The following is a 25,196-nucleotide window of genomic DNA, read 5'->3' as shown; positions in this document are numbered from 1 at the left end:
AAATGGCAGTAAATTTAAAAGAATTATCAAAAAAAGCGGACAGAATAACTGCAGGACATAGGATGTGTGCTGGATGTGGTGCACCAATAGTGGCAAAATGGGTGCTTAAGGCATTGAAAACTGAAGATAAGGCAGTTATTGCAAATGCCACTGGATGTATGGAGGTTTCGACGTGCTTGTATCCTTACGTTGCATGGAAAGATTCCTACATTCACTCTGCATTCGAAAATGCAGGAGCCACTATAAGTGGTGTTGAGACTGCATATAATTCCCTGAAAAAGCAAGGTAAGGTAAAAGATAATTATAAATTTATAACTTTTGGAGGAGATGGGGGAACTTATGATATAGGCCTTCAGTCACTTTCTGCTACTATGGAAAGAGGACATGATGTTGTATATGTCTGCTACGACAATGGAGCATATATGAATACTGGAATTCAGAGATCCTCTGCTACTCCTTTTGGTGCAAGTACTACTACTTCTCCTCAGGGAAAAGCAGTTCCAGGAAAGCAGCAGTATAGAAAAGATTTGACCAGTGTAATAGCTGCACATCATATTCCCTATGCAGCTCAAACGGTTGCTTCAAAATGGAAAGACCTCTATGAAAAATCCGAAAATGCAATTTATACAAAAGGACCTGCATTTATAAATGTACTTACACCTTGTGCAAGAGGCTGGAGATGTGATACTCAAAAAGAACTTCAGATAGTTGATTTGGCCGTGGAAACTTGTTTTTGGCCGCTGTATGAAATAATTGATGGTAAATATGTATTAAATTACAAACCTAAGAAAAAGCTTCCCATAACTGAATGGTTAAAACCACAGGGGAGATTTAAACATCTATTTAAACCTGGAAATGAATATATGATAGACGCAATTCAAAAAGAAGTAGATAAAAATTGGGAAGAACTTCTTAAAAAATGTAATTTATAGCTTAGTTTTCAAGTTTTGGGAGCAAAGTTCTATGCCGAATTTTTAAAATATTTAATAATAGTGTTATAATCATAACAGTTAATGTAATAAAATCTAACACAATATTATCTGTTAATTATGAATATATAGATGTTTTATTGATTTCAGCGCCTAATATATGTTATAAAAAATGAAAACATAAACATTATTGAAATTTACGCAGTTGGCATTAAACTTGCTCCTATTTTTAATATGTGTAAGTATAATTAATTGTTATTTAAGTTAAGGAGATGAGAATTATGAAATTGATGCATACTAAGCTTCCAGAGTTTATTGAAAAGATGAAGAGGGCTGTTGTTAAAAATACTCCGGATAAAACCATTGAAATCAGAGGCCTTGAAAATTTGAAATGTGCAAAAATGCAGTCTCTTAGAACAGGAAGAATCGAGCTTTCAGTAGAGGAACTTGCGAAGAGAGAAGATGTCCAGAAAGTTGAGCTCATTGTCATACCAAGAGTTCCTGAAACTATGCACACTGTCATTGTCAAAGGAATTGACAAAGATGGAAAAGCAAAGAAGGCAATTTTAGAGGTTATCAATATTATACATCCTACTGAAGAGGTGGAAACTGCAGATTGTGAAGAAGTAGAAGACAGAAGGCCACCTTTGGGGAAACATTAAGGAGGAATAATCATGAAAAAGCTGTTATATAGAATGATAAAACAGGGCCTGGTCAAAGACTTTTTAATTCCCTTGAACATAGTATTTGTAGACAAAAAGGATATTGAAAATTCAGGGATTGAAATAGATCAGGCAATTGAAAAGATAGCTCAGCAGATAAAGGGACCAGCCGGCATAAATGTTTTTGATATGGATGCCTGCACTACCAGCAGCGATGGTATTGTGCTGGATAGTGCTATAATTAAAATGGCTGCATCGGATAATGGAAAAATTCATAGGGAATTTGGAATGCTTCCAATGGAAGAAATGAAAGTTACAGATCAGTTGATATCTGAAGAACCACATCTTGCCCAGTGGAAAAAATATTACAACGGCAGAAAGCTTTTCAGAGGACCTAATCCTGCAAAAAAGATGATACCTGTGCATAATGCAGTTATGACAGGCAGGGCTGTTAACAATAATTCTGCTACTGAGATGATGAATGTAGTTACTATGGAAGAAATATTACTTCCTATTTTTGGACAGCTTCAGATAATGAAGGATCAGGATGTCCTTATAGGATACACAGGAGAATTTATATCCGTGGGAATTGGAATGACTGTTGCTGAAAAATATGGCAGAGTATTTCCTACCAGACAATTCAAGGCAGGAGATACAGCCCATGGTTCAGGGGAGTACGCAAAAACTCTTAAAAAACATATTCCTTGTATAGTAGCTCCTAAACAAGTTATTGCCAAATATACTATTGATGCATTGGAAGCTGGTATGATTCCTGGAAAGCATATTGGATGTTCTCCAGTAGTTTTGACAATTGCCAAATACTTAGGTGCTGATATAGATTTTGACAACATTACTGAAAAAGCCCAGGCAGAGCTGGCAAGCGTGGGGATTACTTTTGATTTTCTAAAAGCTCCGGTTAAAAAGCTGTCTAAAGAGGAAATTATAGCAAAAGCGGATGATATTATACCGGGTGTGGAGAAACCGGTAAGAATAAACAGTACTGAATTTGTTACAAAAGAAACTCTCGAAGTATAATTTTTTAGGTTAAATAGTTGTGTATAATATAAATGTTGTGTATAATATAAAAGATCTTACTACTTTTATGGTGAAAACTATAACTGAAGAGTCCTATCCTATAATTATATGTGGAATATGTGATAAAAATAAAAGACAGGAAAGTTTGGATAATCTTCTGGAGCTGAAAAAAATAAAATTTAACGGATTAAAAGATCCATTTTTTATTGATTATAGATTGGCTGAAAAGGTGAAAACCATATCGCCTGATTATATAAAGGCTTTGGGTGTAAGCATTGCTATTGGAGGTGTTCATCAGTCTACTGGTGGAATAATTGGATCACCTAAAAGTGATATAACTTCTTCAGATAAAGATATAGAACTACTGGATGGTGGATTAGCTGTTGTTTCAATACCTGGAGGACCTGGATTTATAGTCAGAAGTGATGAGATCACAGCTAAAAAGATATATGGGGAATCTATGCTAAATGATAAATCAGTTATTGATAGAGTACTTAGTATATTGTCCAATATGATAAAATATGATGTAAATCTGGGACTTATTATTACAGACGGATGTGGGCCAGACAGCAGGGGAAGTGCAGTGACTGTAGAAAATGACAGAATATGTATGAGAATATTATAGGGTAAAATTGATATGACTATGAAAGTGAATTTACATGACAAATGCTTTCATAGTCATTTTTTAGGGAGGGTAAAATATGAGAATTGCTTATTTTCAATGTACTGCCGGAATAAGCGGAGATATGATTCTAGGAGCATTGGTGGATGCAGGATTAAAACTGGATACTTTAAAAGGGGAGCTTATGAAACTTAAAGTACCTTTTGAACTAAAATCAAGGCATGTATTGAAAAATGGAATAGGAGGTACAAAAGTAGACGTAATTGTAGAGGAAGGTCATGTCCATAGACATCTGAGTCACATTAAAACCATCCTTCAGGAGAGTGAACTCAAGGGAAAAGTTAAGGCGGACATAATAAGGATATTTACAAATCTTGCAGAAGCAGAAGCTAAAGTACATAATACTACTGTGGAGGCTGTACATTTTCACGAAGTGGGTGCAATGGATTCCATAATTGACATATGTGGTGCAGTTATTGGATTGGACCTTTTGAAGATTGAAAAAATATACTGTTCTCCTATACATATAGGAACGGGATTTACAAAGTGTGCTCACGGTATTATACCTCTGCCGGCACCTGCTGTAGTTCAGCTGCTTCATGGCATAAAAATATATTCGAAAGGGATAGAAAAAGAACTGGTTACCCCTACAGGTGCTGCTGTTATCTCGACTCTCTGCGGTAACTTTGGAGATATGCCTTCTATGAATATAGAAAGCTGTGGTTATGGGGCAGGGGATAGGGAGCTTGAAATACCTAACCTGCTTAGAATTTGTATAGGGAATTTGGAAGACAGCAAAAATAGAAATTTTGTAAAAGAAGGAGAGGCAGTAAAAGTAGAAGCCAATATAGATGACATGAATCCCCAGTTCTATGAATACATATCCCAGAAACTGTTCTCCGCAGGAGCGAAGGATGTATATCTGCAGACAGCTTTTATGAAAAAGAACAGGATTGGAAGCATACTGTGTGTCAATGCTGGCGGCGGGGATCTAGATAGGATTTTAAAAGTCATATTTGAGGAGACTACCACTATTGGAGTAAAAGTGTTCAATTTTCATAAATACATGCTGCCCTATGAAATCAAAAAAATAAATACGGAATTGGGGGAGTTTTCTGTAAAGGTAGCGTTTTATGGCAGTAAAATTTCAAATATCTCCCCTGAGTATGAAGAATGTTGTGAAAGAGCAGAGGAGTATAATATGCCTGTTAAAAAGGTATATGATATAGTAAAGCAGACTGCTGCCAGGCAAAATATTATATAATTTTTCCCAAATATCCCGGGTAATATACCCCGGGATATTAATTTTTTTGAATTTTATAGTGTTCTGAAAGCTCATTTAAATTATTCTTTATTTTTATGAATTTAGCACCTCAATTTTTATAAGTAATATAAGTATATCTATAATAATGTATCAGTTAAGTTTGCTTATTGCATATATGAATTTTCAGCATATAGATTATTTAATTAATTAATTGTTATGTATAAAGTTAAAGTAAGAGGTTAGGGACAGGAGTGAAGACAAATGAAGGATAAGGAATCGATTAATGGGCAGGAAGTGGGCCGTAGAATTCGCGGGAAGAGAGAAGAACTAAATCTAACAAGAGAAAAATTTGCTGAAATGGTAAATCTCTCTACACTTTATATAGGGCAATTAGAACGGGGAGAAAGGCAGATGAGTCTTACAGCTTTAGTGAGAATAGCCAATTGTCTCCACGTTACCACTGATTATTTAATATATGGGGAACAAAAAGACAATGGTAAAAATATTCTGATTAGGGAAAATTTAAGAAAGTACAAGCTATCCGGCACTGAGGATAATTCCGTATTGTATGAACTCCTTGGAAGGTGTTCCAAGAGAGAACTGGATTTAATAGAAAACATGGTGAAATTGATTTTACCTTATATCAGATAAATGATTTTTTAAAAATTCAATTTAAAATGTATAGTGAAGAGTCAATGGTAAAGGAAGATTTTGGTAAGAATACACGAGCTTGATGCGGCATGGAAAACTATACTGGAGGATTTTGAAGCTGAGTTAGTAGAACTGATTTTTCCGGAACTGTTGATTGCATAGAAAAATTTTGATATAATTATATCATAATAATGGTATAAAAGAGGTGAAAAATATGATTATTAAAGCATCGGCGGCACTTAGAAATGGATATTCAGCAATATCGGCATTAGCTCATGAAACAAAAGAGCCAATCTATATAACTAAAAATGGTGAGGGTGATGTTGTTTTAATGAGTATAGATGCTTTTGAAAAGAGAGAACAGATTTTACAGCTCAGAGCAAAGGTTTTGCAGGCAGAGCAGGAGAGAATCAATGGCGAAAAGACTATGAGCATTGCAGAAGCTAGAAACGGTTTAAGGGAACGTGTAAATGAGATACAGGGTTGAAATTCTGCCTGCTGCCTGGGAGGATCTAAAAGCTATTGAAGATTATTACTGCATTGAATTTAGTGTAGAATCAGCAATTAAAGTGAGTGACAGTATTTTAGATGCTATTGAAAGATTAGAAAAATATCCGGATTCTGGTTCTAAAATACCTGATAATTGGTTGAATGAACAAGGATACAGGATGGTTATTAGTGGAAAATATGCGGCAATTTATAAGCATATAGAAGATGTAGTATATGTGTATCATTTTGCAAATACGCAGACTGAATATACTAAATTGTTTTATTAGCTTAAAAATGAAGTCACTGCAAAAGCTGGATTTGACATGGAGAATATGGAGGATTTCAAAAAATATTTTAGTGAATTTGGTTTGAAGTGTATAGTGAAGAGCTGATAGTAGAGTAAAAATTTCAGCTAATGCCGAAAATCTACTGATACTGTCGGCTCTTAATTTTTAACTCTTGTTTATTGGTAAATTGTATACAGTAAGCATATAGCTGATTTTACATAAATTTTGTAAAAAATTAGGGGCAAATTTCTGAATAGTCTGAAATGGCATTGACTCTGCCAATTCTATCCTCTATAATTAACATAAAAGTGTCAGATAATTTATAAAAATTTAATATTTCGTATCAGGTGCTGTCAGTTTGACAGTTAAAAGGAAAAGCGGTTAAAAGCCGCTGCAGCCCACCGTTGCTGTATAGAGGATGAAACCTCAATATGCCACTGGAGTTTATCTCCGGGAAGGCGAGGGAGTAAGATGAATCTAAGCCAGAAGGCCTGCCTGATATATTGTTCAAGCTGTTTGCTCTGTTGTCTGTCAATATATTGTTTTTAGTAAACAGTTACATAAAAAGATGTAAATTAGGAGAGTTCCCCGGAACTCTCCTTTATTTATTTCTGAAGATAAAACTTGCATCAATAGGTATTATTCTAGCTGTGATTATAAGCATTATGGGTACCAATGCATCCAGTGTTTTGGCAGAGGACAATAATAAAAGCATAAATATTCATATTGCAGTAGTGGGAATGTATAATGAAGTGATCTTTAAGCCTCAGCAAATTACAGTTAATTATGAGGGTGAAAAATCTACGGCACAAGATGGATTAAATGCAGCAGGACTGGACTCAACTGTTAATGATCAAGGTATGATAACTAGTATAAATAATGAGGAAAATGGAACAGATGACGGGTATTATGGCTCTCAAAGCGGATGGATGTATAAGGTTAATTTCATGGTTCCTTCAGATTTTCCTAAAAATCAAGTTATAAGTGATGGAGATTATCTGCTGTTTGTATACGCAAAAGATCATTATGATCTACTGCCATCTTATGATTCATATCAGAATGATTTTGTAAATGTTACGGTAAAAGGAATACAAAAAGGAAATAGCTTTAGCCAGCCAGTTAATTAAAAATGGGGGATCTTCTGTTTTAACTGCCATGATGAAACTTCCGGAGAGAGAAGTGTACAAACTAAAAGCATTTGTTTGGGACAGCCTCAAAGAAATGAATTCCATTTCTGATGTTATAGAAATACCAGTTAAATAACATAAGAGCACTCTTTACAGCTGCGGCAGGCAAAGGGTGCTTTTTAGAGATTTTTAATATTTGAGATAATTTAAGGATTTTTCATGATGTTATTGAAGTTAGAATGTTTATGGAATAGAATAGTGATGTATATAAATGAACTTTGATTTAGTCTAAAACAATTATAGCTTGTAAGGAGGGTTCTAATGAAGAGAGTTATTTTATTTTGTTTAGTTATAGGTTTGCTTTTTAGTGGATGCAGTTCTGGTAATGAAAGCAGTAGCAAGTCTATCAGCATAAATGGGCCAAGCACCGGTACTGTATTTATTATGGGTGGAAAGATTGCAACAGATGACAGTATAGATGTGAGTTCAAATATTACTGGAAAAATTGTGGAAGTGTCTGCGGATCTAGGTAAAAAAGTGAAGGCCGGGGATGTAGTAGCCAGGCTGGATACCACAGAACTTCAGAGTAAAGTAGATGAAGCACAATCGGCTGTAAGTGCTGCTCAGACTGGTCTGTCTAATGCTCAGAGTAGTAAAAATTCAAATTCTTCTGATGTCAGCGGATATCAATCTCAGCTTTCCCAGGCTCAATCTCAGTTGAAAGCCTCTCAGGAAGCACTGGATGCTGCCGTTATTAAAGCACCTATTTCAGGTACGGTGAGTTCAAGAAATGCAAATATAGGGGATACGGTAACTGAAGGTGAATCGATTATCTCAATAGTCAACACGGATAATTTATATGTAAATGCATATGCTCCAGCCCGCATCTTAAATCAGATTAATGTTGGACAAAGTGTAGCTGTAAAAATACCTGATATATCAGATGACGAGTTTTCGGGAAGGATAGCAGTCATAAATTCAAAACTGGATCCAAGAAGTTCAGATGTACTTGTGAAAGTAACTTTAAACAATAAAAATAAACTTTTAAAACCGGGTATGTTTGCAGAAGTTGGATTGCAGTAATAGAAGAGGTGGGTTAATATGAAATTTGATATAATTTCTGTTATAAGAGAAAATCGAAAAAAGATGATTTTAGGGATCTTAATAGCTGCTGCAGTAATAGCGGTGAGCTTGATATCACATTATGTGTATGAACATATCTACTATGTCTTCACTGACGATGCAAAAGTTACTGCGGATTTGATCAATGTAAGCCCGCAAATTCGTGGAAAATTGCTGGAATTTGATGGAGATGAAGGTGATACGGTTGTGAAGGATCAGATAATAGCCCGTCAGGATTCGGGAAATCTTCCTGATTCAAATGTAGATCAATCTCTCATAAGAGCACCTATTGATGGCCTGATTGTAAAGAAACAGGCAAATGTTGGAGACAACTTGTCTCCAGATAAGACCATAGCACTTCTGGCTGATCCAAATAGCTATTACATAATCGCCAATGTAGACGGTACAGAAACCAGGAGACTGCAGTATGGAGAGAAGGTGTATATATCCATAGATGAATATGGATCAAAAAAATTTACAGGTAAAGTCCAGTCCATAGGGAAGATGTCTCAGGGTGCACTGAAGCCTGATTCCTATTCGAAGGATGGAAAATATAAAAAAGTAATTCAAAAAGTGCCTGTAAAAATCAAGTTTGACAGTTCGAGCAACTTGAAGGATAAGTTCACCATAGGCGACAATGCATCGGTAAAAATTCGTGTTGTAAATGATAAATAAAAATTCAGGTATATGATCAATTATTGATCATATACCTGAATTTTTTTATTTAAAGAAGTAGTTGAATTTATAAGACTAAATTAGACTGCTTTGTGGATAAGGGTCTATTTTACTTTTTCAATTAAGGCTTATATTTTATTATAAAGATTTATAACATAAATTGTTGACATTTGTAATATTATTAAGTATAATACTGTTAATGAAAAAAATAGAGAATTCAATACGACAATATAGCACAAAATTGTATTTAGTAAATTTATTTTGCTGATATTTATATTAATTAGGGTAAATTAAAAATATATTTATTTTTTAAAATTTTTGAAAACGATATTCTATGTTGCATTTCATTAATTCTAAATATAAATAATATTTTTTTAAAAAATAATAAAAACATTATACGATAATATAGTACAATTTAATTTTTGTTCTAAGAAAAGGAGATGTAAATATGAATAAAGTCAAAGTAGGTATTATTGGGCCTGGAAATATTGGTTCTGATTTGATGTATAAGATTATGCGAAGCCAATATATCGAGCTGGCTATGATGACTGGCGTAGTTGAATCAGAGGGTATAAAAAGGGCGAGAAAGCTGGGGTTTAGTACATCAATAAAGGGAATTGATGCAATACTTCCAGAGAAGGATATCAAAATTGTATTTGATGCTACAGGTGCACAGCATCACTTAAAACATGCACCGCTGCTCAAAAAAGCCGGCAAAATAGCCATTGATCTTACACCGGCAGCTGTCGGGCCTTATGTGGTTCCCTGTGTAAATCTTGATAAGGTAAAAGAAGAGCCGAATTTAAATATGGTAACTTGTGGAGGACAAGCTACTGTACCTATAGTTTACGCTGTTAATAGAGTGGCAGGAGCGAAATATGCAGAAATCGTATCCTGCCTTGCATCAAAGAGCGCTGGCCCGGGAACTAGACAGAATATTGATGAATTTACGCAGACAACAGCTAAAGCATTGGAAGTTGTAGGGGGGGCAAAAAAAGGCAAGGCCATAATAATATTAAACCCGGCGGAGCCGCCTATCATGATGACCAATACTATATATGTACAGGTTGAAAATCCAGATATAAAAGCTATTACTGAATCAGTAAATGAAATAGTGAAACAGATAGAGGTCTATGTACCTGGTTATAAACTCAGGGTGCCGCCTATTATTGATGGAGATAAGGTGACAGTTATCGTACAGATTGAGGGACAGGGAGATTTTCTTCCTAAGTATTCTGGAAACCTTGATATAATAACATCTGCTGCCGTAAGGACAGCTGAGAAATTGGCACAAGAGATTATTGCAGAGGAGGGGAAATAATATGGGTGAAAAGAAATTTATAAATTTAGTGGATACAACTTTAAGAGATGGAAGTCATGCTGTTTCTCATGAGTATGACGTGGAACAGGTTAAAGCCATAGTATCCGGGCTTGATAGAGCAGGAGTTAAGTATATCGAATTATCCCATGGTGATGGACTTGCAGGTTCTTCTTATAATTATGGATGGTCTAAAACAAGTGAAGAAGAACTTTTAAAAGCGGCAAGTGATGTAATTGAAAAGGCAAATCTTACGGTACTTTTGTTGCCGGGAATCGGGACTATTGAGGATTTAAAAATGGCATCCCATTATGGAGCTAAAGTAGTAAGAGTTGCAACCCATGTTACGGAAGCAGATATAAGTGAGCAGCACATAGGCATGGCTAAAAAGCTTGGCATGATGGCAGTGGGATTTTTGATGATGACCCATATGGCACCGGTGGAGAAAGTTGTGGAACAGGCAAAATTACTCGAGTCCTATGGGGCAGATTATGTGAATATAGCAGATTCTGCAGGGGCAATGCTTCCAAAGCAAGTTACAGAGAGAATCAGTGCAGTTGTAGATGCATTGGATGTACCAGTGGGATTTCATGCACATAATAATTTAACTTTGGCTACTGCAAATTCTTTAGCAGCAATTGAAGCAGGAGCAACGTTCATTGATGGAGCATGCAGGGGACTTGGAGCTGGAGCAGGCAATACACAGATAGAAGTTTTAGCAGGACTTCTCCAGAAGCTGGGCTATGAAACTGGCGTAGATTTTTACAAAATCATGGATGTAGCAGAAGATGTAGTAGAACCGATCATGAAGCGTCCGCAGGTTGTGCGCAATGCTCCTTTGATGTTGGGATATTCAGGAGTTTATTCGAGTTTCCTACTTCATACCTATAATGCAGCAAAAAGATTCAATTTAGACCCGAGGGATATACTGGTTGAGTTAGGAAAGAGAAAAATGGTTGGCGGGCAGGAAGACATGATTATAGATGTTGCCTATGAACTGTCAAAAAAATAGAGATTAATATAATTAGATTGTTACGCCGATTAACTGTTGTAAAATTTTACATATAGGATGGCCTTAATATTTTTATTAATCTTTCCTATATGTATATTTTAAATTTTATTTCTATAGGGGGTTTAAAAATGGTAAATAAAAGTTTTGTTTTTCAATTGGGAACAGTAGTTTTGTTTGGAGATCATGTCATTGAAAAGTTATCTGGTAAGGTGAAGGAGTTTAAAAGGGATAAGGTTTTGATTGTGACCGATAAGGGGGTTGAAAAAGCCGGCCTTCTTGAGAAAATTGAAAAGGTACTCAAAAATGATAAAATTGAGATTAAAATTTTTGATGATGTAGAACCTGATCCAAGTCTCGATACTATTATGAAAGGAGCAAAATTTTTTAAAGAATCGGATTGCAATATAATCATTGCATTAGGCGGAGGCAGTGCAATGGATACTGCTAAGGGGATTAGAGTTGTAGCTGACAATGGTGGACATATTCGTGATTATGCCGGCGTAAATAAAGTGCCAGGCAGAGCTTCAGTTCCTCTAATTACTATTCCTACTACATCGGGTACGGGCAGTGAAGTGACTATTTTTGCAGTTCTTTCTGATTGGGAATATAACATGAAGATAACTGTAACAAGCCCTTACTTAGCTGCTGATTTGGCTATAGTTGATCCTTTAATGGCTGCTACGGCGCCTCCGAAGGTTAGAGCAGCTAGTGGAGTTGATGCCCTTGCTCATTCTGTTGAAACTTATGTTTCAAATATATCGCAACCTCCAGCTGATGCTTTAGCCATAAAGGCTATTGGTATTATAAGTGCTAATTTAAGGGGAGCTGTTGCTAATAATAATAATTTGGAAGCAATAAATCAAGTATCTCTTGGAAGTTTAATATCAGGAATGGCTTTTAATAATTCATTTTTAGGGTTGACTCACTCTATTGGGGCGGCTTTAAGCGGCCATGTTCATGTAAGTCATGGTGTGGCAATAGCATTATTATTGCCTTATGTTATGGAATATAATTCAATAGCGAATATGGAAAAATATCGTAATATAGCAATTGCTTTAGGTGCCAAGGTTCAAAATCTAAATTTACGAGAAAGTGCTTTGGAGGCTGCTAAAGCCGTTTCTGAATTAGTAGAAGATGTAGGACTTCCTAGACATCTGAAAGATCTTGGAACAAAAAAAGAAGATCTAGCTGCTATTGCAAAAGATGCCATGGGTCATGGTATGGTTAAAATGAATCCCCGTAAGCCTACTGAAAATGAAATTTTAGCTGTTTTACAAAAAGCCTATTAAAAAACACAATTTCTGTTTTTGTATAATAGCTATAAAAATTTTGCAGGTAGAAAGATCATACCTGCAAACAGTTTTAATGAGTAATGAATAATTAACAACATTTTAATTATACACCTAAATTTGATAAATAGGAGAGATAACTATGGAAAAAAATATTAATACTGTTAGCAATAAGCAGATTGCATCTGCTACATTTGCATCGGTAATGGGATGGTCCCTTGATTTGTTTGATCTTTTTCTCATATTATATGTGGCGCCGACAGTAGCAGGTTTATTTTTCCCTTCTAAGATTCAGACTCTTTCACTCGCTTCTGTTTTTGCAGCTTTTGCTGTGAGTGTCATAGTAAGACCTTTCGGTTCAGCTTTCTTTGGCAATTATGCTGATAAATGGGGAAGAAAACGTTCCATGATTATAACAGTAGCAGGTGTAGGAATAGCAACTAGTTCTTTGGGAATTTTACCTACGTTTGCATCTGTTGGTTTTATTGCTCCAGTTTTATTCCTTTTAATACGTATTTTACAGGGCTTTTTTGTAGGCGGAGTTACTGCTTCGACGCATACAATAGGAACAGAAACAGTTGCTGCAAAGTGGAGAGGTTTGATGTCAGGAATAATAACAGGAGGAGCAAGTATTGGCGCCTTATTGGCTTCTTTTGTATTATTTATAGTAAACAAAATATTTCCAGGTCCTGCATTTAAAATTTGGGGCTGGAGGTGCATGTTTTTTTCAGGATTGCTGTGTATAATTTTAGCTATAGTAATGTACAAAGTTCTTGACGAATCACCTTTGTGGTTGGAAATGAAGCAAAAAAGGGAGGAAGAGCCGAAGAATAAACAGACTAAATCACCGTTGAAAATATTGCTATCGAAAAAGTATGCTTCTACTATGATTATAAATATAATGGTTGTTGCCGGAGCATCTTCAATATATTATCTTACATCAGGATATTTACCTACATTTTTGGAGACGATTAATAAGATTCCAGCTTCTAGTTCTGCTAAGTTACTGATGCTAGTGAGTGTCATTGCTTTTATATCTCCAATGTTAATAGGTCAATTGAGTCAGGTTATTGGACGCAAGAAAACGTTTTTGATAACTGGAATTGCCTGCTTAGTAATTATGCCCTTCTTATATATACATCTTGCTCAAGCCCATGATGTTATCGGCAGAGTACTTTTATTTACAATATTGATTTCTGCTCTTGGTAATGCGCCGTATTCACCCGTACTTATTTTTCTAAATGAGCGTTTCCCAACTGAAATCAGAGCTAGCGGTACAGCTGTAAGCTGGAATGTAGGTTTTGCCATAGGAGGACTAATGCCTACATTTGTAACGGCGGTTAGCCCTACGATTTCCCAGATACCTTCAAGATTAGTTGTGTTTTTAATTATCATGGGTTTAATATTCATAATAGGAAGTATTCTTTCACCTGAAACGAAAGATAATTTTAATTAAAATATAAATAAACAATATTTAATTGGAGGAGTGTGTAAAATGACTGCAAAAACGTATTTGAATTATATTAATGGAGAATGGGCTTGCTCTAGTACAGAAAAAACTTTTAATATGCTTAATCCGGCAAATCAGGATCTTGTTGGATGTGCACAAAAATCTAGTGAGTCCGATATGCAAAAAGCTATTGATGCTGCAAGTCGAGCTTTTGAAAATACTACATGGAAAAAAAATTCATCACTTCGAGCTAAGGTACTGCTGGAATGGGCTTCCATTCTGGAAGAAAAAATAGAAGATCTAGCATACCTGTATACGATAAACAATGGAAAGAGAATTGCTGAAGCAAGAGGTGAATTGAAAGGATCCATTGATTCAATTCGATATAATGCTGGATTGGCAAGAAATGTTTTTGGCCGTACTATTGAACCGGCAGAAAATTCATATTCTTATATTATGAGAGAACCTTTAGGTGTAGTTGGTATTATATCGCCATGGAATTGGCCTGCACAACTTATGCTGAGAGAAATGGTGCCTGCATTAGCGGCAGGAAATACTGTAGTTTTTAAACCCGCTTCACTTACTGCTGCCATATCCATGGAGATAATAAAGGCTTTGTCTGAAGTTAAAGACTTACCTAAGGGAGTGGTTAATGCAGTTTCGGGTTCAGGGAAAGTTTTAGGAGAATATATGGCAGACAGCAAGCAAGTTGGTATGATTAGTTTTACAGGAAGTACTGGTGTGGGAAAGAGAATATCAGAATTGTCATCTAAAACTTTAAAAAAGGTTACTTTGGAGCTTGGCGGCAAGTCGCCTAATGTAGTTTTTGAAGATGCAAATTTAGATAATGTAATTCCAGCAGTATTAAATGCAGTTTTTCTAACTTCTGGACAAGTATGTATGGCGGGTACCAGGCTTGTTGTACAGGATACAGTTTTTGATGAAGTTGTAGAAAAAGTAAAAACGGAAACGGAAAAGCTAAAAGTGGGAAATGGTCTGGAAAAGGATACTGATCTTGGGCCTCTAGTATCTGAAGAACAATTGAAAATAGTAATGGAGTATATAGAATTGGGTAAAAAGGAAGGAAAATTGATTACAGGCGGGAATCGTCTGAAAGGGAAGGAGTATGATAAAGGATTTTTTGTAGCTCCTACGGTATTTGCTGATTTGGATAATAATTCAAGACTTATACAAGAGGAGATCTTTGGTCCTGTACTGGTTATACAAAAATTTCATACTGAAAAGGAAGCCATTGATATTGCTAATGGAACCAAATATGGACTTGCTGGGGCAATTTGGACTAATGACTTGAACAGGGCTTTAAGAGTTGCCAATAAGGTAGAAGCTGGCACGGTTTGGCTGAATACTTACTATAAATTGTATAATCAGGCTGAATTTGGCGGATATAAGGAAAGTGGGGTTGGCAGAGTACGTGGCATTGATGGACTTAATGAGTTTACCCAGACTAAAAATATATGCATTGACGTTAAATAAGTAATATTTTACAATATTAAAGATTGTAAAGTTATCGTTACGTGCAATTTAATTGATAGATCAGGTGGAAATCATAGAATAATTTTTACTTGATCTATTTAACTAAAAAATTAATTTAATTTGGTTATAAAATTTAAAAAAGCAATATGATTACTATATTGTTGACATATTTGGAATAGGTATTTATAATTAACATAGAAACATAAAACGTAATACGACTATATAGCACAAACTGTGCTTACATATAAAATATAAGCAATTGGAGGAGTGATAGCTGTGAGTTGTATATCATTGCGTCAGTGGATTAAGCAATTGGATAGAGAAGGTTATTTAAAACATGTTAAAAGAGAAGTGGATTTTAAATATGAGCTTGCATGTCTTGGTAAAAAGTCAGATGGAAAGTATTCTTTGTTTTTTGATAATGTAAAGGATTCAAATATTCCTGTTATTACTGGAATTGCAGGAACAAGGGAGCTTTTTGCTCTAGCTATGGGTGTGCCGTCTGATAAAGTAGCTGAACATTTTGCAGAGGCACAGGCAAATCCCGGAGATTGCATTATGGTAGATTCTGATAAAGCACCTGTTAAAGAAGAAATCACTTTAAAGGTAAATCTTAATAATTTACCTATTCCGATTCATCATGAAAAAGATGGTGGACGTTATATAACATCAGGAGTGCTTATAGCCAAGGATCCAATAACGGGTATTAGAAATCTTTCAATACATCGTCTGCAAGTGTTGGCAGAAGATCGCCTTGGCATACTCATTCTGCCGAGACATTTGTCCAATTTTTTTAGAGAAGCTGAGAAAAGGAATAAGCCGCTTGACGTTGCCATAGCTGTTGGATTAGATCCGCTATTTCTTTTAGCATCTCAAGCATTAACTCCTCCAGGTGTCGATGAACTGACCATTGCAAGTTCTTTATATAATAGACCTGTTGAATTAGTTAAATGTAAAACAGTGGATTTGGAAGTACCTGCACAGGCTGAAATAGTTCTCGAAGGACATATTATTCCAGGTGTTAGAGAAGAAGAAGGGCCCTTTGGTGAATATCCTAAATATTATGGACCTAAGTCACTAAAACCAGTAATCAAACTGACAGCAATGACTTCGAGGAATAAGCCTATTTATCATACTATAGTTCCTGCTACAATGGAGCACATGCTGCTGGGAGCGATACCACGTGAGGGAGGACTTTTACAGCTAGTTAGAAATGCTGTGCCAACTGTTTGCGGAGTTCACTTTACACCCGGAGGTACATGCCGTTACCATGCAGTAATATCTATAGACAAGAAAAACAGGGGAGAGGCAAAAAATGCTATTTTTGCAGCTTTTGGAAGCAGTCAGGAAGTCAAACATGTAGTAGTGGTAGATAAGGATGTAAATATATTTGATCCTGTGGATGTAGAATGGGCCATAGCTACAAGATGCCAGGCATATAAGGATGTTTTTATAGTACCCTGTGCATCGGGAAATGTCCTGGATCCATCCAGTGATAAGGGTTTAAGTGACAAAATGGGTATCGATGCAACTGTACCTCTTGATGCAGAGCCTGGGCGTTTCGAGAGAATACGTATTCCAGGAGAAAATGAGATTAAACTTGAAGAGTATATAGAGTGAATTGGATGTATAAATTTGTATGTAAGGGGGAAATTGGTTATGAGGTTAGTTGTAGCAATTACAGGAGCAACAGGATCAATATATGCTGTGAATTTATTGAAGGCCCTGAAAAGAAAAAACATAGAAGTCCACTTAGTAGTGAGTAAATGGGCTTTAAAAACATTGAAGATTGAAACTGGTTTGCAGATTGAAGACCTTAGAAGTTATGCCAGTTATATCTATGATGAAACTGATATGGATGCATCAATTTCCAGTGGTTCATTTCATCATCAAGGCATGATAATATTGCCCTGTAGTATGAAAACATTATCCGGAATTGCAAATGGCTTTTCATATAACCTGATTATTCGTGCTGCTGATGTGACGTTGAAAGAAAAACGTAAATTGATATTAGTACCGCGTGAAACTCCATTAAATAGTATACATTTAGAAAATATGTTGGTACTTGCAAAAATGGGCGTCTCTATTATACCTCCAATACCTGCATTTTATTACAATCCTAAGACTATAGACGAGCTGGTTAACCATTTAGTAGCTAAAGTATTGGATCAGCTTGGATTACAACAAAATTTAATACCCGAATGGGGAATAAAATTAGATAAATAAAATTTAATGTAAAAATTAATTATATTTAATTTTATTGAGAGGGGATAATAATTGTGGAACTTAGAGAGTATCTTTTTTCTGATATAAGAAGTTATAAATGGAATTTTAAAATAGTTTCTAAACAAAAGGGAGTTTTTTCTGGAAGCCAAAGGTTAAAAAAAGTGGCAGATGAATTGAGGATAGAAAGTGAAAAGATATATTCCGAAGGGGATAAGGTCAAAGCAGGTGATTGTGTATTTTCAGGAAATGGAGATGCAGAACAGATTATAAAGGCTGAAGAGATGCTTTTAGGGACTATTGGAAAATTTTCAGGAATTGCCACTGCTGCATATAAATTTTCCAGAGAAGCGGGTTGTAATGTAAAAGTTGTGTGCGGTGCATTTAAAAAAATACCAGTTGAAATCAAAAGAGATGCTCGACAATCCATTCTCTCTGGAGGAATAGGAGCTCGTATAATAGATGAACCTTTCGTATATCTTGATAAAAATTATGTTAGACTTTTAGGATGTGTTAAAAAAGCTGTTAAAAAAGCCAGACAATATGACAGCACCAGAATTGTAGTTGTACAGCTTAAAGGCGAAATAAATCCTATTGAGGAAGAAGCAATTCAGGCGATAGAAGCTGGAGCAGGAATACTAATGGTGGATACGGGCAATATAGGTGATTTAAAATCTGTTGCCAGCATAGCGAATAAATATAAGAGCTCTAAAGATATTAGAATTGCATATTCTGGTGGAATAAGTTTAAAGGACATTAGTATTATAAAAAATTATGGCGCCGATATTGTGGATGTAGGAAGGGCGATTATAGATGCTCCGATGCTGGATTTTAGCCTTGATGTTGTCAAGTAATTCTTAAAATTCATAATTTGCTATTTGCATTTTAAATTTCTAAATAAATAATGGAAGCTACGGGATAAAAATTTTGAAAGGATGATTTTAATTGGAATGGGATTTACTTGAAAAGACCACTTTTTGGATTGATGATGTAAATTTAAAAAATGCTAATTTAGATGAGATTGCAGAGAAAGTTTCTCATGTACTTGATATGACAACTAAAGAAATTATGGTTGTGGATGTAAGACCTGGGCTTTTGGCATTTGATATTATGAAACGCAAGGTTCAGGCTGAATCTGTAATTGGGAAAGAAAAAGAGGTACTTTCTAAACTGTCTGAAATTTCTGGAGTAGAGCTTGGAAATGATGCTGCAGTACATTCTGAAGGCATACTCGGACTTATTGGGCTTGATTCTAAAGAAGCAAAGGATGTTCTGGAAAAATCAGCAGGGCTTACTAGGCAGATAAAGAGAGCAGTTTCAAAGCGTGCGAAGGTGTTTGCATCAGGTGCAGAAGTCATAGCCGGTAAAATAGAGGATACAAATTCTCCATATATCATAAAATCTTTGGAAAAATACGGGTATAAGGCCAAATTTGGGGGAGTTTTAAGAGACGATGTATTGGATGCTGAAAACGGCATAGAAGAAGCACTTGAAGAAGGATATGGGCTGATCGTGACTACAGGAGGGGTTGGAGCCGAAGACAAAGATTTTAATGTAGAGGCCATACTGAAAATAGATAAAGATGCCTGTACGCCCTGGATTTTAAAATTTAAGCCAGACTATCACAGACACCATAAAGAAGGAGTCCGAATTGGAGTGGGAAAAGTTGGAATGAGTTATATAGTTGCTCTGCCGGGACCCCATGAAGAAGCTAAATTAGGCTGTGATATTCTGATAAGAGGAATTCAAAGTGGACTTGACAAGGATTTATTGGCAGAAACTATTGCCAGTGCTTTGCGCCAGCGATGGAGAAATAAAATGAAGTAAAAAAATATAAGGTGGAGGATGAAAATATGAATTACAGTGAAGAAGCAAAAAAACTTTTGGAATCGGAGGCATCTAAAATTCCTATAGGCCCGCTTACGGAAAAATATCCCAATCTGAGTATTGAGGATGCATATCAGATACAACTTGCAGGAATTGACATGAAACTTTCTCAAGGACGTAAGATAATAGGAAAGAAAATTGGACTTACAAGCCGTGGAATGCAGAAACTTCTTGGCGTAAATGAGCCGGACTATGGTCATTTATTGGATGACATGCTTATTTTAGAAGGTGATACTTTAAGCCGAAACGATCTCATTGCACCGAAAGTAGAAGGAGAACTGGCATTTGTTCTGAAAGAAACTCTCAAGGGGCCTGGAATAACTATTGCAGATGTTTACAGGGCCACTTATGGAATTTTACCTTCTTTTGAGATTGTAGACAGCCGTGTTAAAGATTGGAAGATTAAACTGGCAGACACAATTTCGGATAATGCCTCCAGTGCAAGATTGGTTCTTGGGAGCAAAATGGCTTCCATAAAGGATTTAGATTTAAAGCTCATTGGAATGATGTTTGAGAAAAATGGAGAGATGGTAAGCAGTGGTGTAGGTGCAGAAGTTTGGGGAAACCCTGCAGCGGCTGTAGCATGGCTTGCGAATAAGCTCAGTGTATTTGATATTGCACTTGAAAAAGGAGAGATCATCCTTGCAGGTGCATTCACAGCAGCAGAAAAAGCTGAGGCAGGAGATATATTTACGGTTTCTTTTTATGGTCTTGGAAGTGTAAGTGTAAAATTTATTTAGTACCAGGTAAAATTTGAATATTCTCCTCCTATTGTTAAAATATGGCTTTTATATAGGAGGAAAATATAGAACCTAATGTACAATTAGGAAAATAGATTTATATAATCATTTTATACTAAGGAGGGAATAAATACAATGAAAAAAGTTACACTTTTGCCCCGTGTGGATAATGACAAGTGTAGGGCATGCCGCACTTGTGAGAAAGTATGCCCTGTTCTTGCTATAAAAGTTGAAGATCATAAGGCTGTAGTTGATGCCGACAGATGTAGGGGCTGTGCGAATTGTGAACAAAGATGTCCATTTGATGCTATAACTATGACAAAAAGGGATAAAGTTATTGAGGTTGGTGTAGATATAAACAGTGTAGATTACGAAGATATAATAGATCTCTGTGTAAAAGCGCATCTGCATCCGGAACAGACAATTTGTTATTGTGTAGGAGTTAGAGCGGAGGAAGTGGCTGCAGCTATTTTAAAGGGAGCAAAAACTCCTGAGGAGGTTTCACTTGAAACCGGAATTCGTACAGGCTGTACAATAGAGTGCATACAGCCGATACTAAGACTTCTTGATGCTGCAGGATATAAGCTTAATCCAATTGAAGGAGGATGGCAGTGGTATGGTAAAACAGCTACTGCATGGGATTTGCCGGAAGAAATTAAAAAGAAATATTCTTCACGTGGATTCTATTTTGAAGAGGACAGAGAAGTATTAGATAAAATTATTGATGGGTGTAGGAAAGGAGAGGATAAATAATGAGACCAGCAATTGCGCCGATATCTCCAAAGAAATCACAATATGGTATTGATCCCTCTCTGGTAAAGACCAGGGCAGCAGATCTTCCAGGCATGACTTCCATTTATCTAAAGGAACTGTTTCCTGATTTGCCGGATGTGATTTTTCCAGGAGAAAATGGTATAGAGAAGGTGAGAAAGGCTGCAGAAGAAGCTCTTATGAAAGTTGACATGAGCATGATAAAACCTGAACATTCAGTAAATATTCTAGCCTCTCATCATGGTTTTACTCTTTTAGGAGGGCAGCCCTATGCAGAACTTTTGAAAACTGTAAAGGATGTAATAGAAAAGAGAACCGGATGTAGGGATATACGATTGCGTGCGGGTGTTGGAATGCGTTTTCGTGAAACTGAAGAATATATAAAAAGATATGAATTGGATAAGTATTTTAATGGAAAGGCAGTAGGAGTAGCTCCTGTAGATCAGGGAATTCCCATAAAAACTGAGATAGGCACATTATATGGACTTAAGAAGGTCTATGATGCTGACTGGATAGTGCACACACACCACAGTGATGTCAGGGAAGTACATTTTCACCGCCAGGTGGATAAGGCAGTAAAGCCCTTTGGAATGTCCTATGCACGTATTGAAACGCGATCCACTTATCATCAAAACCTTGGACCGAGAGGTGCAAATTTTGTGGCAAGGGCTCTGTTTGATTCGGATTTTGTACAGAAAAAATTTGCATTTGCAGCCTTTCTGGATGTTGCTCCAAATGGAATTGTGGGTGTGGATGTAAATAATGATCTGTATGAATTGAACAATAAAGTAACTTTTATAGGCTGTAAACAGTATGGAAAGATAATGACACTGTTTGGTGAAATAGATAAGTGTATAGCTGTACTTGATTTTCCATGTCCTGTTCCCTATGTATTTTCAGCCGGGGTAATATATGCCAATTTTGCAGGGGCAAATACGGATCTGTATGATTTAGATAGACCTCTTCCACCATATACCTGGTATACGGAAGCTTTTTATGGGAAAAATGGGAGACCTTTGCTTGACAGTATACCGCCTATAAATCCTGCAATAAAGATGTGCATTCACAATTATGCTTGGACAGGTTATCCTTCTGCTTTCTTTGCACAGCATATACCTACTTTGGTTGTAGGAAGCGAACAGGCAGAGCTGTTTAATAGGGATCCGCTGAATTTGAACTATATGGACTATGCAGCTCTAGTGAAGGATACTGAAACTGCCGTTAATTTTGCCTATACTGCTGCGGGAACTAAGAATGTAATTATATTTGATGGGGCAATGGGAGCACTAAATGTAAGTGAATCTCTTGCAGCACTGCTTCTTGAGAAGGCACCAGAAGTGAGTGAAAGAGTTGACAGGGAATTACTCCCTAAATGGCTTCGTCAAAGAGGTGTCGATATGTCTGTATTGAAAGAGTAATCTTATTTTGTGTTCAACCTGTATCCGTTTTATATCAGGTACAGGTTGAATATATAGAATTTTTAGAAAGAGTGGTTTATGAAGACATCTTATTCTCAGTGTACCGAAGAAATATATGGAAATATGATAATGAAGGTCCTGGTTAATACAGGGAAAATGGAATTGTGGGTATTTTGAATATAAGTGCATTTCAAAAAGATGCAAATAAGCTCCTGAAAATAATATTTGAGGGAATTGCTACTATTGGAGTAAAATTGTTTAAATTCCATAAATATATGTTGTCCTATAAGAATAGAAAGAACTCCTGTCCCTTTATGTAATATTTCAGTGAAAATAGCATTTTTTAAAGGTTAAATGCCAAATTATCTTTTGAATATAATGAGTATTGCAATAAAGCTGGGGAATGTGATATACCTATAAAAAAAGTATATGATATAGTAAAATTATCAGCTGACAGATATATGAAACAAAAGTATAATAAAAATATATAAATTTATCATTTATGATAATAAATGTAATTATAAAGGGAAAAGGTGTATAGAAGATGCAAAAGAGCAAATCAAACTTAATTCAATCAGTAGATAGGGCACTGCAGATACTGGAATGTTTTTCTAGAAAAGACAATGAGCTGGGGGTTACGGAAATTGCCAATCGTCTGGATTTGCATAAGAGTACGACTTTTGGACTCCTTAGCACATTGGAAAGCAGAGGATATTTAAAGCAGAATTTAGAAAATGGGAAATATAGATTAGGGATGAAGCTTTTTGAATTGGGGAAATTGGTTGAAGAAGGCATGGATTTAAGAGCCAGTTCATTCCCCTACTTAAAAGAATTGGTGGATAAGTATGACGAAACAGCTCATTTAGCCGTATGCAACGGAAACCAGGTAGTGTACATAGACAAAGTTGAAGGGGAAAGTGCTATTAAAATGAGTTCACAAGTCGGAAGGAGCGCCTATATGTACTGCACTGGAGTGGGTAAGGCTATACTGGCTTTTATGTCTGAAAAAGACATAGATAATATAATTCAAAACACTGATTTTAATCAGTTTACATGTAATACAATTACAGATCCTGATAAATTAAGAGATGAACTGAAGGAGATCAGAAAAAGAGAGTACTGTATTGATAATGAAGAGCTGGAAGTGGGATTAAGATGTGTAGCCGCACCTATCATAAATTATAATGGATATCCTGTAGGTTCTATTAGTGTATCAGGTCCTACCAGCAGGATGAGTGATGAAAAATTGGAATCCATAGCAAAGGATCTAAAACGTATTGTTGTTGAGATCTCTGAAACATTCGGATATAAAACAGAGAAGTGTAAAAATTTATAGAAAATAAATTTTTAAAAATGACTGTAATTTTTGATAGAGCAAAATTTTATCTCCTAATTATACTCAAATAATTAGGAGATAAAATTTGTATGATTAAAATAGGCCGATTTGTGGATAAGGGTCTATTTTATTTTTGCAGCTGAGAAAATTTAGCAGCCAAAATTGTGTGTAAGTAATTGTTGACCTGTAAAAAATTTTGATATATACTAGCTAATAAGAAAGATATTTTGTGAAAATTTAATATGTACTGTTAGGTGCTGTTATTTTTAGAAGACATTTAAATGACAGTTAAAAGGAAAAGTGTAAAAAACACTGCAGCCCACCGTTACTGTATGGAGGATGAAACCTTATTTATGTCACTGGTATTATACCGGGAAGACAAGGAAGTAAAATGAATCTGAGCCAGGAAGCCTGCCTAATGTGTTGTTAATTCTTTCGGAGGGGGAGATATTGCATGACTTAAACAAATTTTTGCATAGATAGAGGTTAATAGATATGTGAAAACAGTATTTTATATAATCTTTATATTTTATGCAGTGTATTTTAATTTGTAAACAGTTGTATTTTATATAAAAAAGAGAATCCCTTTGGGTTCTCTTTTTTTTTATTAAACAGGTAAACAAATTGATTTTTAAACTCAAGTGGAATTTGCTCGTAATAAGAAGCTTTTTCCATCTCGATCTTGGAAGAACTTATCCAAGGCCATAGAGTGCTGCTTATATTTCACTTTATGGATTGTAATATGAGCGATTGCAGTTATGGCACAAAATTTTTTAAAAGGTGGTTTTAAAATGATCTCTACAAAATTGGAGAATTTATATAAAAGTAAATTGGTAAGTGCAGATGAAGCTGTATCTAAAATCAAATCGGGTGACAATGTGGTTTTTGGAACCGGATGTGCAGAGCCTCTAGTGCTTCTCAATGCGCTGGTGAAAAACAAAGAGAAATATGAGAATTTAAATTTATACAGTATGCTGCCTAGATCTGAAGGTAAGTATGCACAAGAAGGTACGGAGAAATACATTCACTACAATTCATTGTTTGTAAGCAGTGGTGTAAGAGATGCTGTCAATTCAGGAAGAGCAGATTATGTTCCATGCTTTTTTCATGAGATGCCAAGACTTTTCAGAGAAGGATACATTCCTTTAGATGTGTCATTGATTCAGGTAAGCAGGCCGGATAGTCACGGCTTTTGCAGTTTTGGAACTTCAAATGATTTCATAAAACCGGCAACGGAATGTGCTAAAGTTGTAATTGCAGAAGTCAATGAAAATATGCCAAGAGTTCTAGGTGATTGTTTCATACACATTTCCGATATTGACTGTATAGTTGAAAATACACATCCTGTGGTTGAGGCGGCACCTTCTAAAATAGGAGATGTAGAAAATAAAATAG

25 protein-coding genes, 1 pseudogene and 2 riboswitches are annotated in these 25,196 nt (G+C 35.7%); all 26 genes and pseudogenes read left to right on the top strand.

Annotated features, from left to right (window positions below; genetic code table 11):
• The first annotated feature begins 2 nt into the window (after window positions 1–2).
• The gene (locus tag ACFHWD_RS04590) at window positions 3–932 is read left to right on the top strand and encodes a thiamine pyrophosphate-dependent enzyme (protein WP_378060843.1); all 930 of its coding nucleotides are present in this window, start codon (window positions 3–5) and stop codon (window positions 930–932) included.
• Window positions 933–1,210: 278 nt separating this feature from the next.
• Complete coding sequence (locus ACFHWD_RS04585; RefSeq protein WP_150356994.1) at window positions 1,211–1,591, top strand: hypothetical protein; 381 nt, start codon at window positions 1,211–1,213, stop codon at window positions 1,589–1,591.
• 12 nt (window positions 1,592–1,603) lie between these two features.
• Entirely contained in the window at window positions 1,604–2,626 is a 1,023-nt protein-coding gene (locus tag ACFHWD_RS04580) for a hypothetical protein (RefSeq protein WP_378060841.1), read from the top strand.
• A gap of 19 nt (window positions 2,627–2,645) precedes the next feature.
• Complete coding sequence (locus ACFHWD_RS04575) at window positions 2,646–3,251, top strand: hypothetical protein (RefSeq protein WP_378060839.1); 606 nt, start codon at window positions 2,646–2,648, stop codon at window positions 3,249–3,251.
• A 76-nt stretch (window positions 3,252–3,327) separates the two neighbouring features.
• Window positions 3,328–4,512 (top strand): nickel pincer cofactor biosynthesis protein LarC, encoded by a 1,185-nt coding sequence (gene larC / locus ACFHWD_RS04570; RefSeq protein WP_378060837.1) that lies wholly within the window; start codon window positions 3,328–3,330, stop codon window positions 4,510–4,512.
• Between the two features lie 261 nt (window positions 4,513–4,773).
• Window positions 4,774–5,163, top strand: coding sequence for a helix-turn-helix domain-containing protein (locus ACFHWD_RS04565; protein ID WP_378060835.1), 390 nt, complete (start codon window positions 4,774–4,776; stop codon window positions 5,161–5,163).
• Window positions 5,164–5,377: 214 nt separating this feature from the next.
• The gene (locus tag ACFHWD_RS04560) at window positions 5,378–5,650 is read left to right on the top strand and encodes a type II toxin-antitoxin system Phd/YefM family antitoxin (protein WP_378060833.1); all 273 of its coding nucleotides are present in this window, start codon (window positions 5,378–5,380) and stop codon (window positions 5,648–5,650) included.
• Window positions 5,634–5,939, top strand: a complete 306-nt coding sequence (locus ACFHWD_RS04555) for a type II toxin-antitoxin system RelE/ParE family toxin (protein WP_378060831.1) — start codon at window positions 5,634–5,636, stop codon at window positions 5,937–5,939. The genes ACFHWD_RS04560 and ACFHWD_RS04555 overlap by 17 nt, the downstream gene beginning before the upstream one ends.
• A 328-nt stretch (window positions 5,940–6,267) precedes the next feature.
• Window positions 6,268–6,453: riboswitch (cobalamin riboswitch) on the top strand.
• Window positions 6,443–7,066, top strand: a complete 624-nt coding sequence (locus ACFHWD_RS04550; protein ID WP_378060829.1) for a DUF4430 domain-containing protein — start codon at window positions 6,443–6,445, stop codon at window positions 7,064–7,066. Its footprint overlaps the riboswitch before it by 11 nt.
• A 321-nt stretch (window positions 7,067–7,387) precedes the next feature.
• Window positions 7,388–8,149 (top strand): efflux RND transporter periplasmic adaptor subunit, encoded by a 762-nt coding sequence (locus tag ACFHWD_RS04545; protein WP_378060827.1) that lies wholly within the window; start codon window positions 7,388–7,390, stop codon window positions 8,147–8,149.
• An 18-nt stretch (window positions 8,150–8,167) separates the two neighbouring features.
• Window positions 8,168–8,863, top strand: coding sequence for an HlyD family efflux transporter periplasmic adaptor subunit (locus ACFHWD_RS04540; RefSeq protein ID WP_378060825.1), 696 nt, complete (start codon window positions 8,168–8,170; stop codon window positions 8,861–8,863).
• A 448-nt stretch (window positions 8,864–9,311) separates the two neighbouring features.
• Window positions 9,312–10,184 (top strand): acetaldehyde dehydrogenase (acetylating), encoded by an 873-nt coding sequence (locus ACFHWD_RS04535; RefSeq protein WP_378060823.1) that lies wholly within the window; start codon window positions 9,312–9,314, stop codon window positions 10,182–10,184.
• 1 nt (window position 10,185) lies between these two features.
• The gene (gene dmpG, locus ACFHWD_RS04530) at window positions 10,186–11,193 is read left to right on the top strand and encodes a 4-hydroxy-2-oxovalerate aldolase (protein WP_378060821.1); all 1,008 of its coding nucleotides are present in this window, start codon (window positions 10,186–10,188) and stop codon (window positions 11,191–11,193) included.
• A gap of 128 nt (window positions 11,194–11,321) precedes the next feature.
• The gene (locus ACFHWD_RS04525) at window positions 11,322–12,482 is read left to right on the top strand and encodes an iron-containing alcohol dehydrogenase (protein WP_378060819.1); all 1,161 of its coding nucleotides are present in this window, start codon (window positions 11,322–11,324) and stop codon (window positions 12,480–12,482) included.
• A 142-nt stretch (window positions 12,483–12,624) separates the two neighbouring features.
• Window positions 12,625–13,938 carry an MFS transporter gene (locus ACFHWD_RS04520; RefSeq protein WP_378060817.1) on the top strand — a complete coding sequence of 438 codons (1,314 nt, stop codon included), beginning with the start codon at window positions 12,625–12,627 and terminating at the stop codon, window positions 13,936–13,938.
• A 39-nt stretch (window positions 13,939–13,977) separates the two neighbouring features.
• Window positions 13,978–15,426 (top strand): aldehyde dehydrogenase family protein, encoded by a 1,449-nt coding sequence (locus ACFHWD_RS04515; RefSeq protein WP_378060815.1) that lies wholly within the window; start codon window positions 13,978–13,980, stop codon window positions 15,424–15,426.
• 276 nt (window positions 15,427–15,702) lie between these two features.
• A complete protein-coding gene (locus tag ACFHWD_RS04510) occupies window positions 15,703–17,046 on the top strand; it encodes a UbiD family decarboxylase (RefSeq protein WP_378060813.1) in 1,344 nt (447 codons plus the stop codon).
• Window positions 17,047–17,085: 39 nt separating this feature from the next.
• Window positions 17,086–17,652 carry a UbiX family flavin prenyltransferase gene (locus ACFHWD_RS04505; RefSeq protein ID WP_378060811.1) on the top strand — a complete coding sequence of 189 codons (567 nt, stop codon included), beginning with the start codon at window positions 17,086–17,088 and terminating at the stop codon, window positions 17,650–17,652.
• Window positions 17,653–17,705: 53 nt separating this feature from the next.
• Window positions 17,706–18,503: a nicotinate-nucleotide pyrophosphorylase gene (locus ACFHWD_RS04500; protein ID WP_378060809.1), complete on the top strand. Its 798-nt coding sequence runs from the start codon at window positions 17,706–17,708 to the stop codon at window positions 18,501–18,503.
• A gap of 91 nt (window positions 18,504–18,594) precedes the next feature.
• On the top strand, window positions 18,595–19,476 hold the full coding sequence (locus ACFHWD_RS04495; protein WP_378060807.1) for a molybdopterin-binding protein: 882 nt from the start codon (window positions 18,595–18,597) through the stop codon (window positions 19,474–19,476).
• A gap of 26 nt (window positions 19,477–19,502) precedes the next feature.
• Complete coding sequence (locus tag ACFHWD_RS04490) at window positions 19,503–20,276, top strand: 2-keto-4-pentenoate hydratase (protein ID WP_378060806.1); 774 nt, start codon at window positions 19,503–19,505, stop codon at window positions 20,274–20,276.
• A 135-nt stretch (window positions 20,277–20,411) separates the two neighbouring features.
• Entirely contained in the window at window positions 20,412–21,029 is a 618-nt protein-coding gene (locus tag ACFHWD_RS04485) for a 4Fe-4S binding protein (protein WP_378060804.1), read from the top strand.
• The gene (locus ACFHWD_RS04480; protein ID WP_378060802.1) at window positions 21,029–22,465 is read left to right on the top strand and encodes a hypothetical protein; all 1,437 of its coding nucleotides are present in this window, start codon (window positions 21,029–21,031) and stop codon (window positions 22,463–22,465) included. Before ACFHWD_RS04485 ends, ACFHWD_RS04480 begins: the two co-directional genes overlap by 1 nt.
• Window positions 22,466–22,629: 164 nt before the next feature.
• On the top strand, window positions 22,630–22,785 hold the full coding sequence (locus ACFHWD_RS04475) for a hypothetical protein (protein ID WP_378060800.1): 156 nt from the start codon (window positions 22,630–22,632) through the stop codon (window positions 22,783–22,785).
• A gap of 224 nt (window positions 22,786–23,009) precedes the next feature.
• On the top strand, window positions 23,010–23,801 hold the full coding sequence (locus tag ACFHWD_RS04470; RefSeq protein ID WP_378060799.1) for an IclR family transcriptional regulator: 792 nt from the start codon (window positions 23,010–23,012) through the stop codon (window positions 23,799–23,801).
• Between the two features lie 235 nt (window positions 23,802–24,036).
• A riboswitch (cobalamin riboswitch) is annotated at window positions 24,037–24,235 on the top strand.
• Between the two features lie 357 nt (window positions 24,236–24,592).
• Window positions 24,593–25,196: pseudogene (locus tag ACFHWD_RS04465) on the top strand (4-hydroxybutyrate CoA-transferase); the annotation flags it as partial.

It is taken from the genome of Clostridium sp. MT-14 (assembly GCF_042436595.1).
GTDB lineage: Bacteria > Bacillota > Clostridia > Clostridiales > Clostridiaceae > Clostridium_B > Clostridium_B aromativorans.
This window is presented reverse-complemented; position numbering and strand designations above follow the sequence as displayed.

Coding starts and splice junctions, on each gene's coding strand:
- ACFHWD_RS04590 (WP_378060843.1), top strand. CDS start 3: ATGGCAGTAAATTTAAAAGAATTATCAAAAAAAGCGGACAGAATAACT.
- ACFHWD_RS04585 (WP_150356994.1), top strand. CDS start 1,211: ATGAAATTGATGCATACTAAGCTTCCAGAGTTTATTGAAAAGATGAAG.
- ACFHWD_RS04580 (WP_378060841.1), top strand. CDS start 1,604: ATGAAAAAGCTGTTATATAGAATGATAAAACAGGGCCTGGTCAAAGAC.
- larC (WP_378060837.1), top strand. CDS start 3,328: ATGAGAATTGCTTATTTTCAATGTACTGCCGGAATAAGCGGAGATATG.
- ACFHWD_RS04565 (WP_378060835.1), top strand. CDS start 4,774: ATGAAGGATAAGGAATCGATTAATGGGCAGGAAGTGGGCCGTAGAATT.
- ACFHWD_RS04560 (WP_378060833.1), top strand. CDS start 5,378: ATGATTATTAAAGCATCGGCGGCACTTAGAAATGGATATTCAGCAATA.
- ACFHWD_RS04555 (WP_378060831.1), top strand. CDS start 5,634: ATGAGATACAGGGTTGAAATTCTGCCTGCTGCCTGGGAGGATCTAAAA.
- ACFHWD_RS04545 (WP_378060827.1), top strand. CDS start 7,388: ATGAAGAGAGTTATTTTATTTTGTTTAGTTATAGGTTTGCTTTTTAGT.
- ACFHWD_RS04540 (WP_378060825.1), top strand. CDS start 8,168: ATGAAATTTGATATAATTTCTGTTATAAGAGAAAATCGAAAAAAGATG.
- ACFHWD_RS04535 (WP_378060823.1), top strand. CDS start 9,312: ATGAATAAAGTCAAAGTAGGTATTATTGGGCCTGGAAATATTGGTTCT.
- dmpG (WP_378060821.1), top strand. CDS start 10,186: ATGGGTGAAAAGAAATTTATAAATTTAGTGGATACAACTTTAAGAGAT.
- ACFHWD_RS04525 (WP_378060819.1), top strand. CDS start 11,322: ATGGTAAATAAAAGTTTTGTTTTTCAATTGGGAACAGTAGTTTTGTTT.
- ACFHWD_RS04520 (WP_378060817.1), top strand. CDS start 12,625: ATGGAAAAAAATATTAATACTGTTAGCAATAAGCAGATTGCATCTGCT.
- ACFHWD_RS04515 (WP_378060815.1), top strand. CDS start 13,978: ATGACTGCAAAAACGTATTTGAATTATATTAATGGAGAATGGGCTTGC.
- ACFHWD_RS04505 (WP_378060811.1), top strand. CDS start 17,086: ATGAGGTTAGTTGTAGCAATTACAGGAGCAACAGGATCAATATATGCT.
- ACFHWD_RS04490 (WP_378060806.1), top strand. CDS start 19,503: ATGAATTACAGTGAAGAAGCAAAAAAACTTTTGGAATCGGAGGCATCT.
- ACFHWD_RS04485 (WP_378060804.1), top strand. CDS start 20,412: ATGAAAAAAGTTACACTTTTGCCCCGTGTGGATAATGACAAGTGTAGG.
- ACFHWD_RS04480 (WP_378060802.1), top strand. CDS start 21,029: ATGAGACCAGCAATTGCGCCGATATCTCCAAAGAAATCACAATATGGT.
- ACFHWD_RS04470 (WP_378060799.1), top strand. CDS start 23,010: ATGCAAAAGAGCAAATCAAACTTAATTCAATCAGTAGATAGGGCACTG.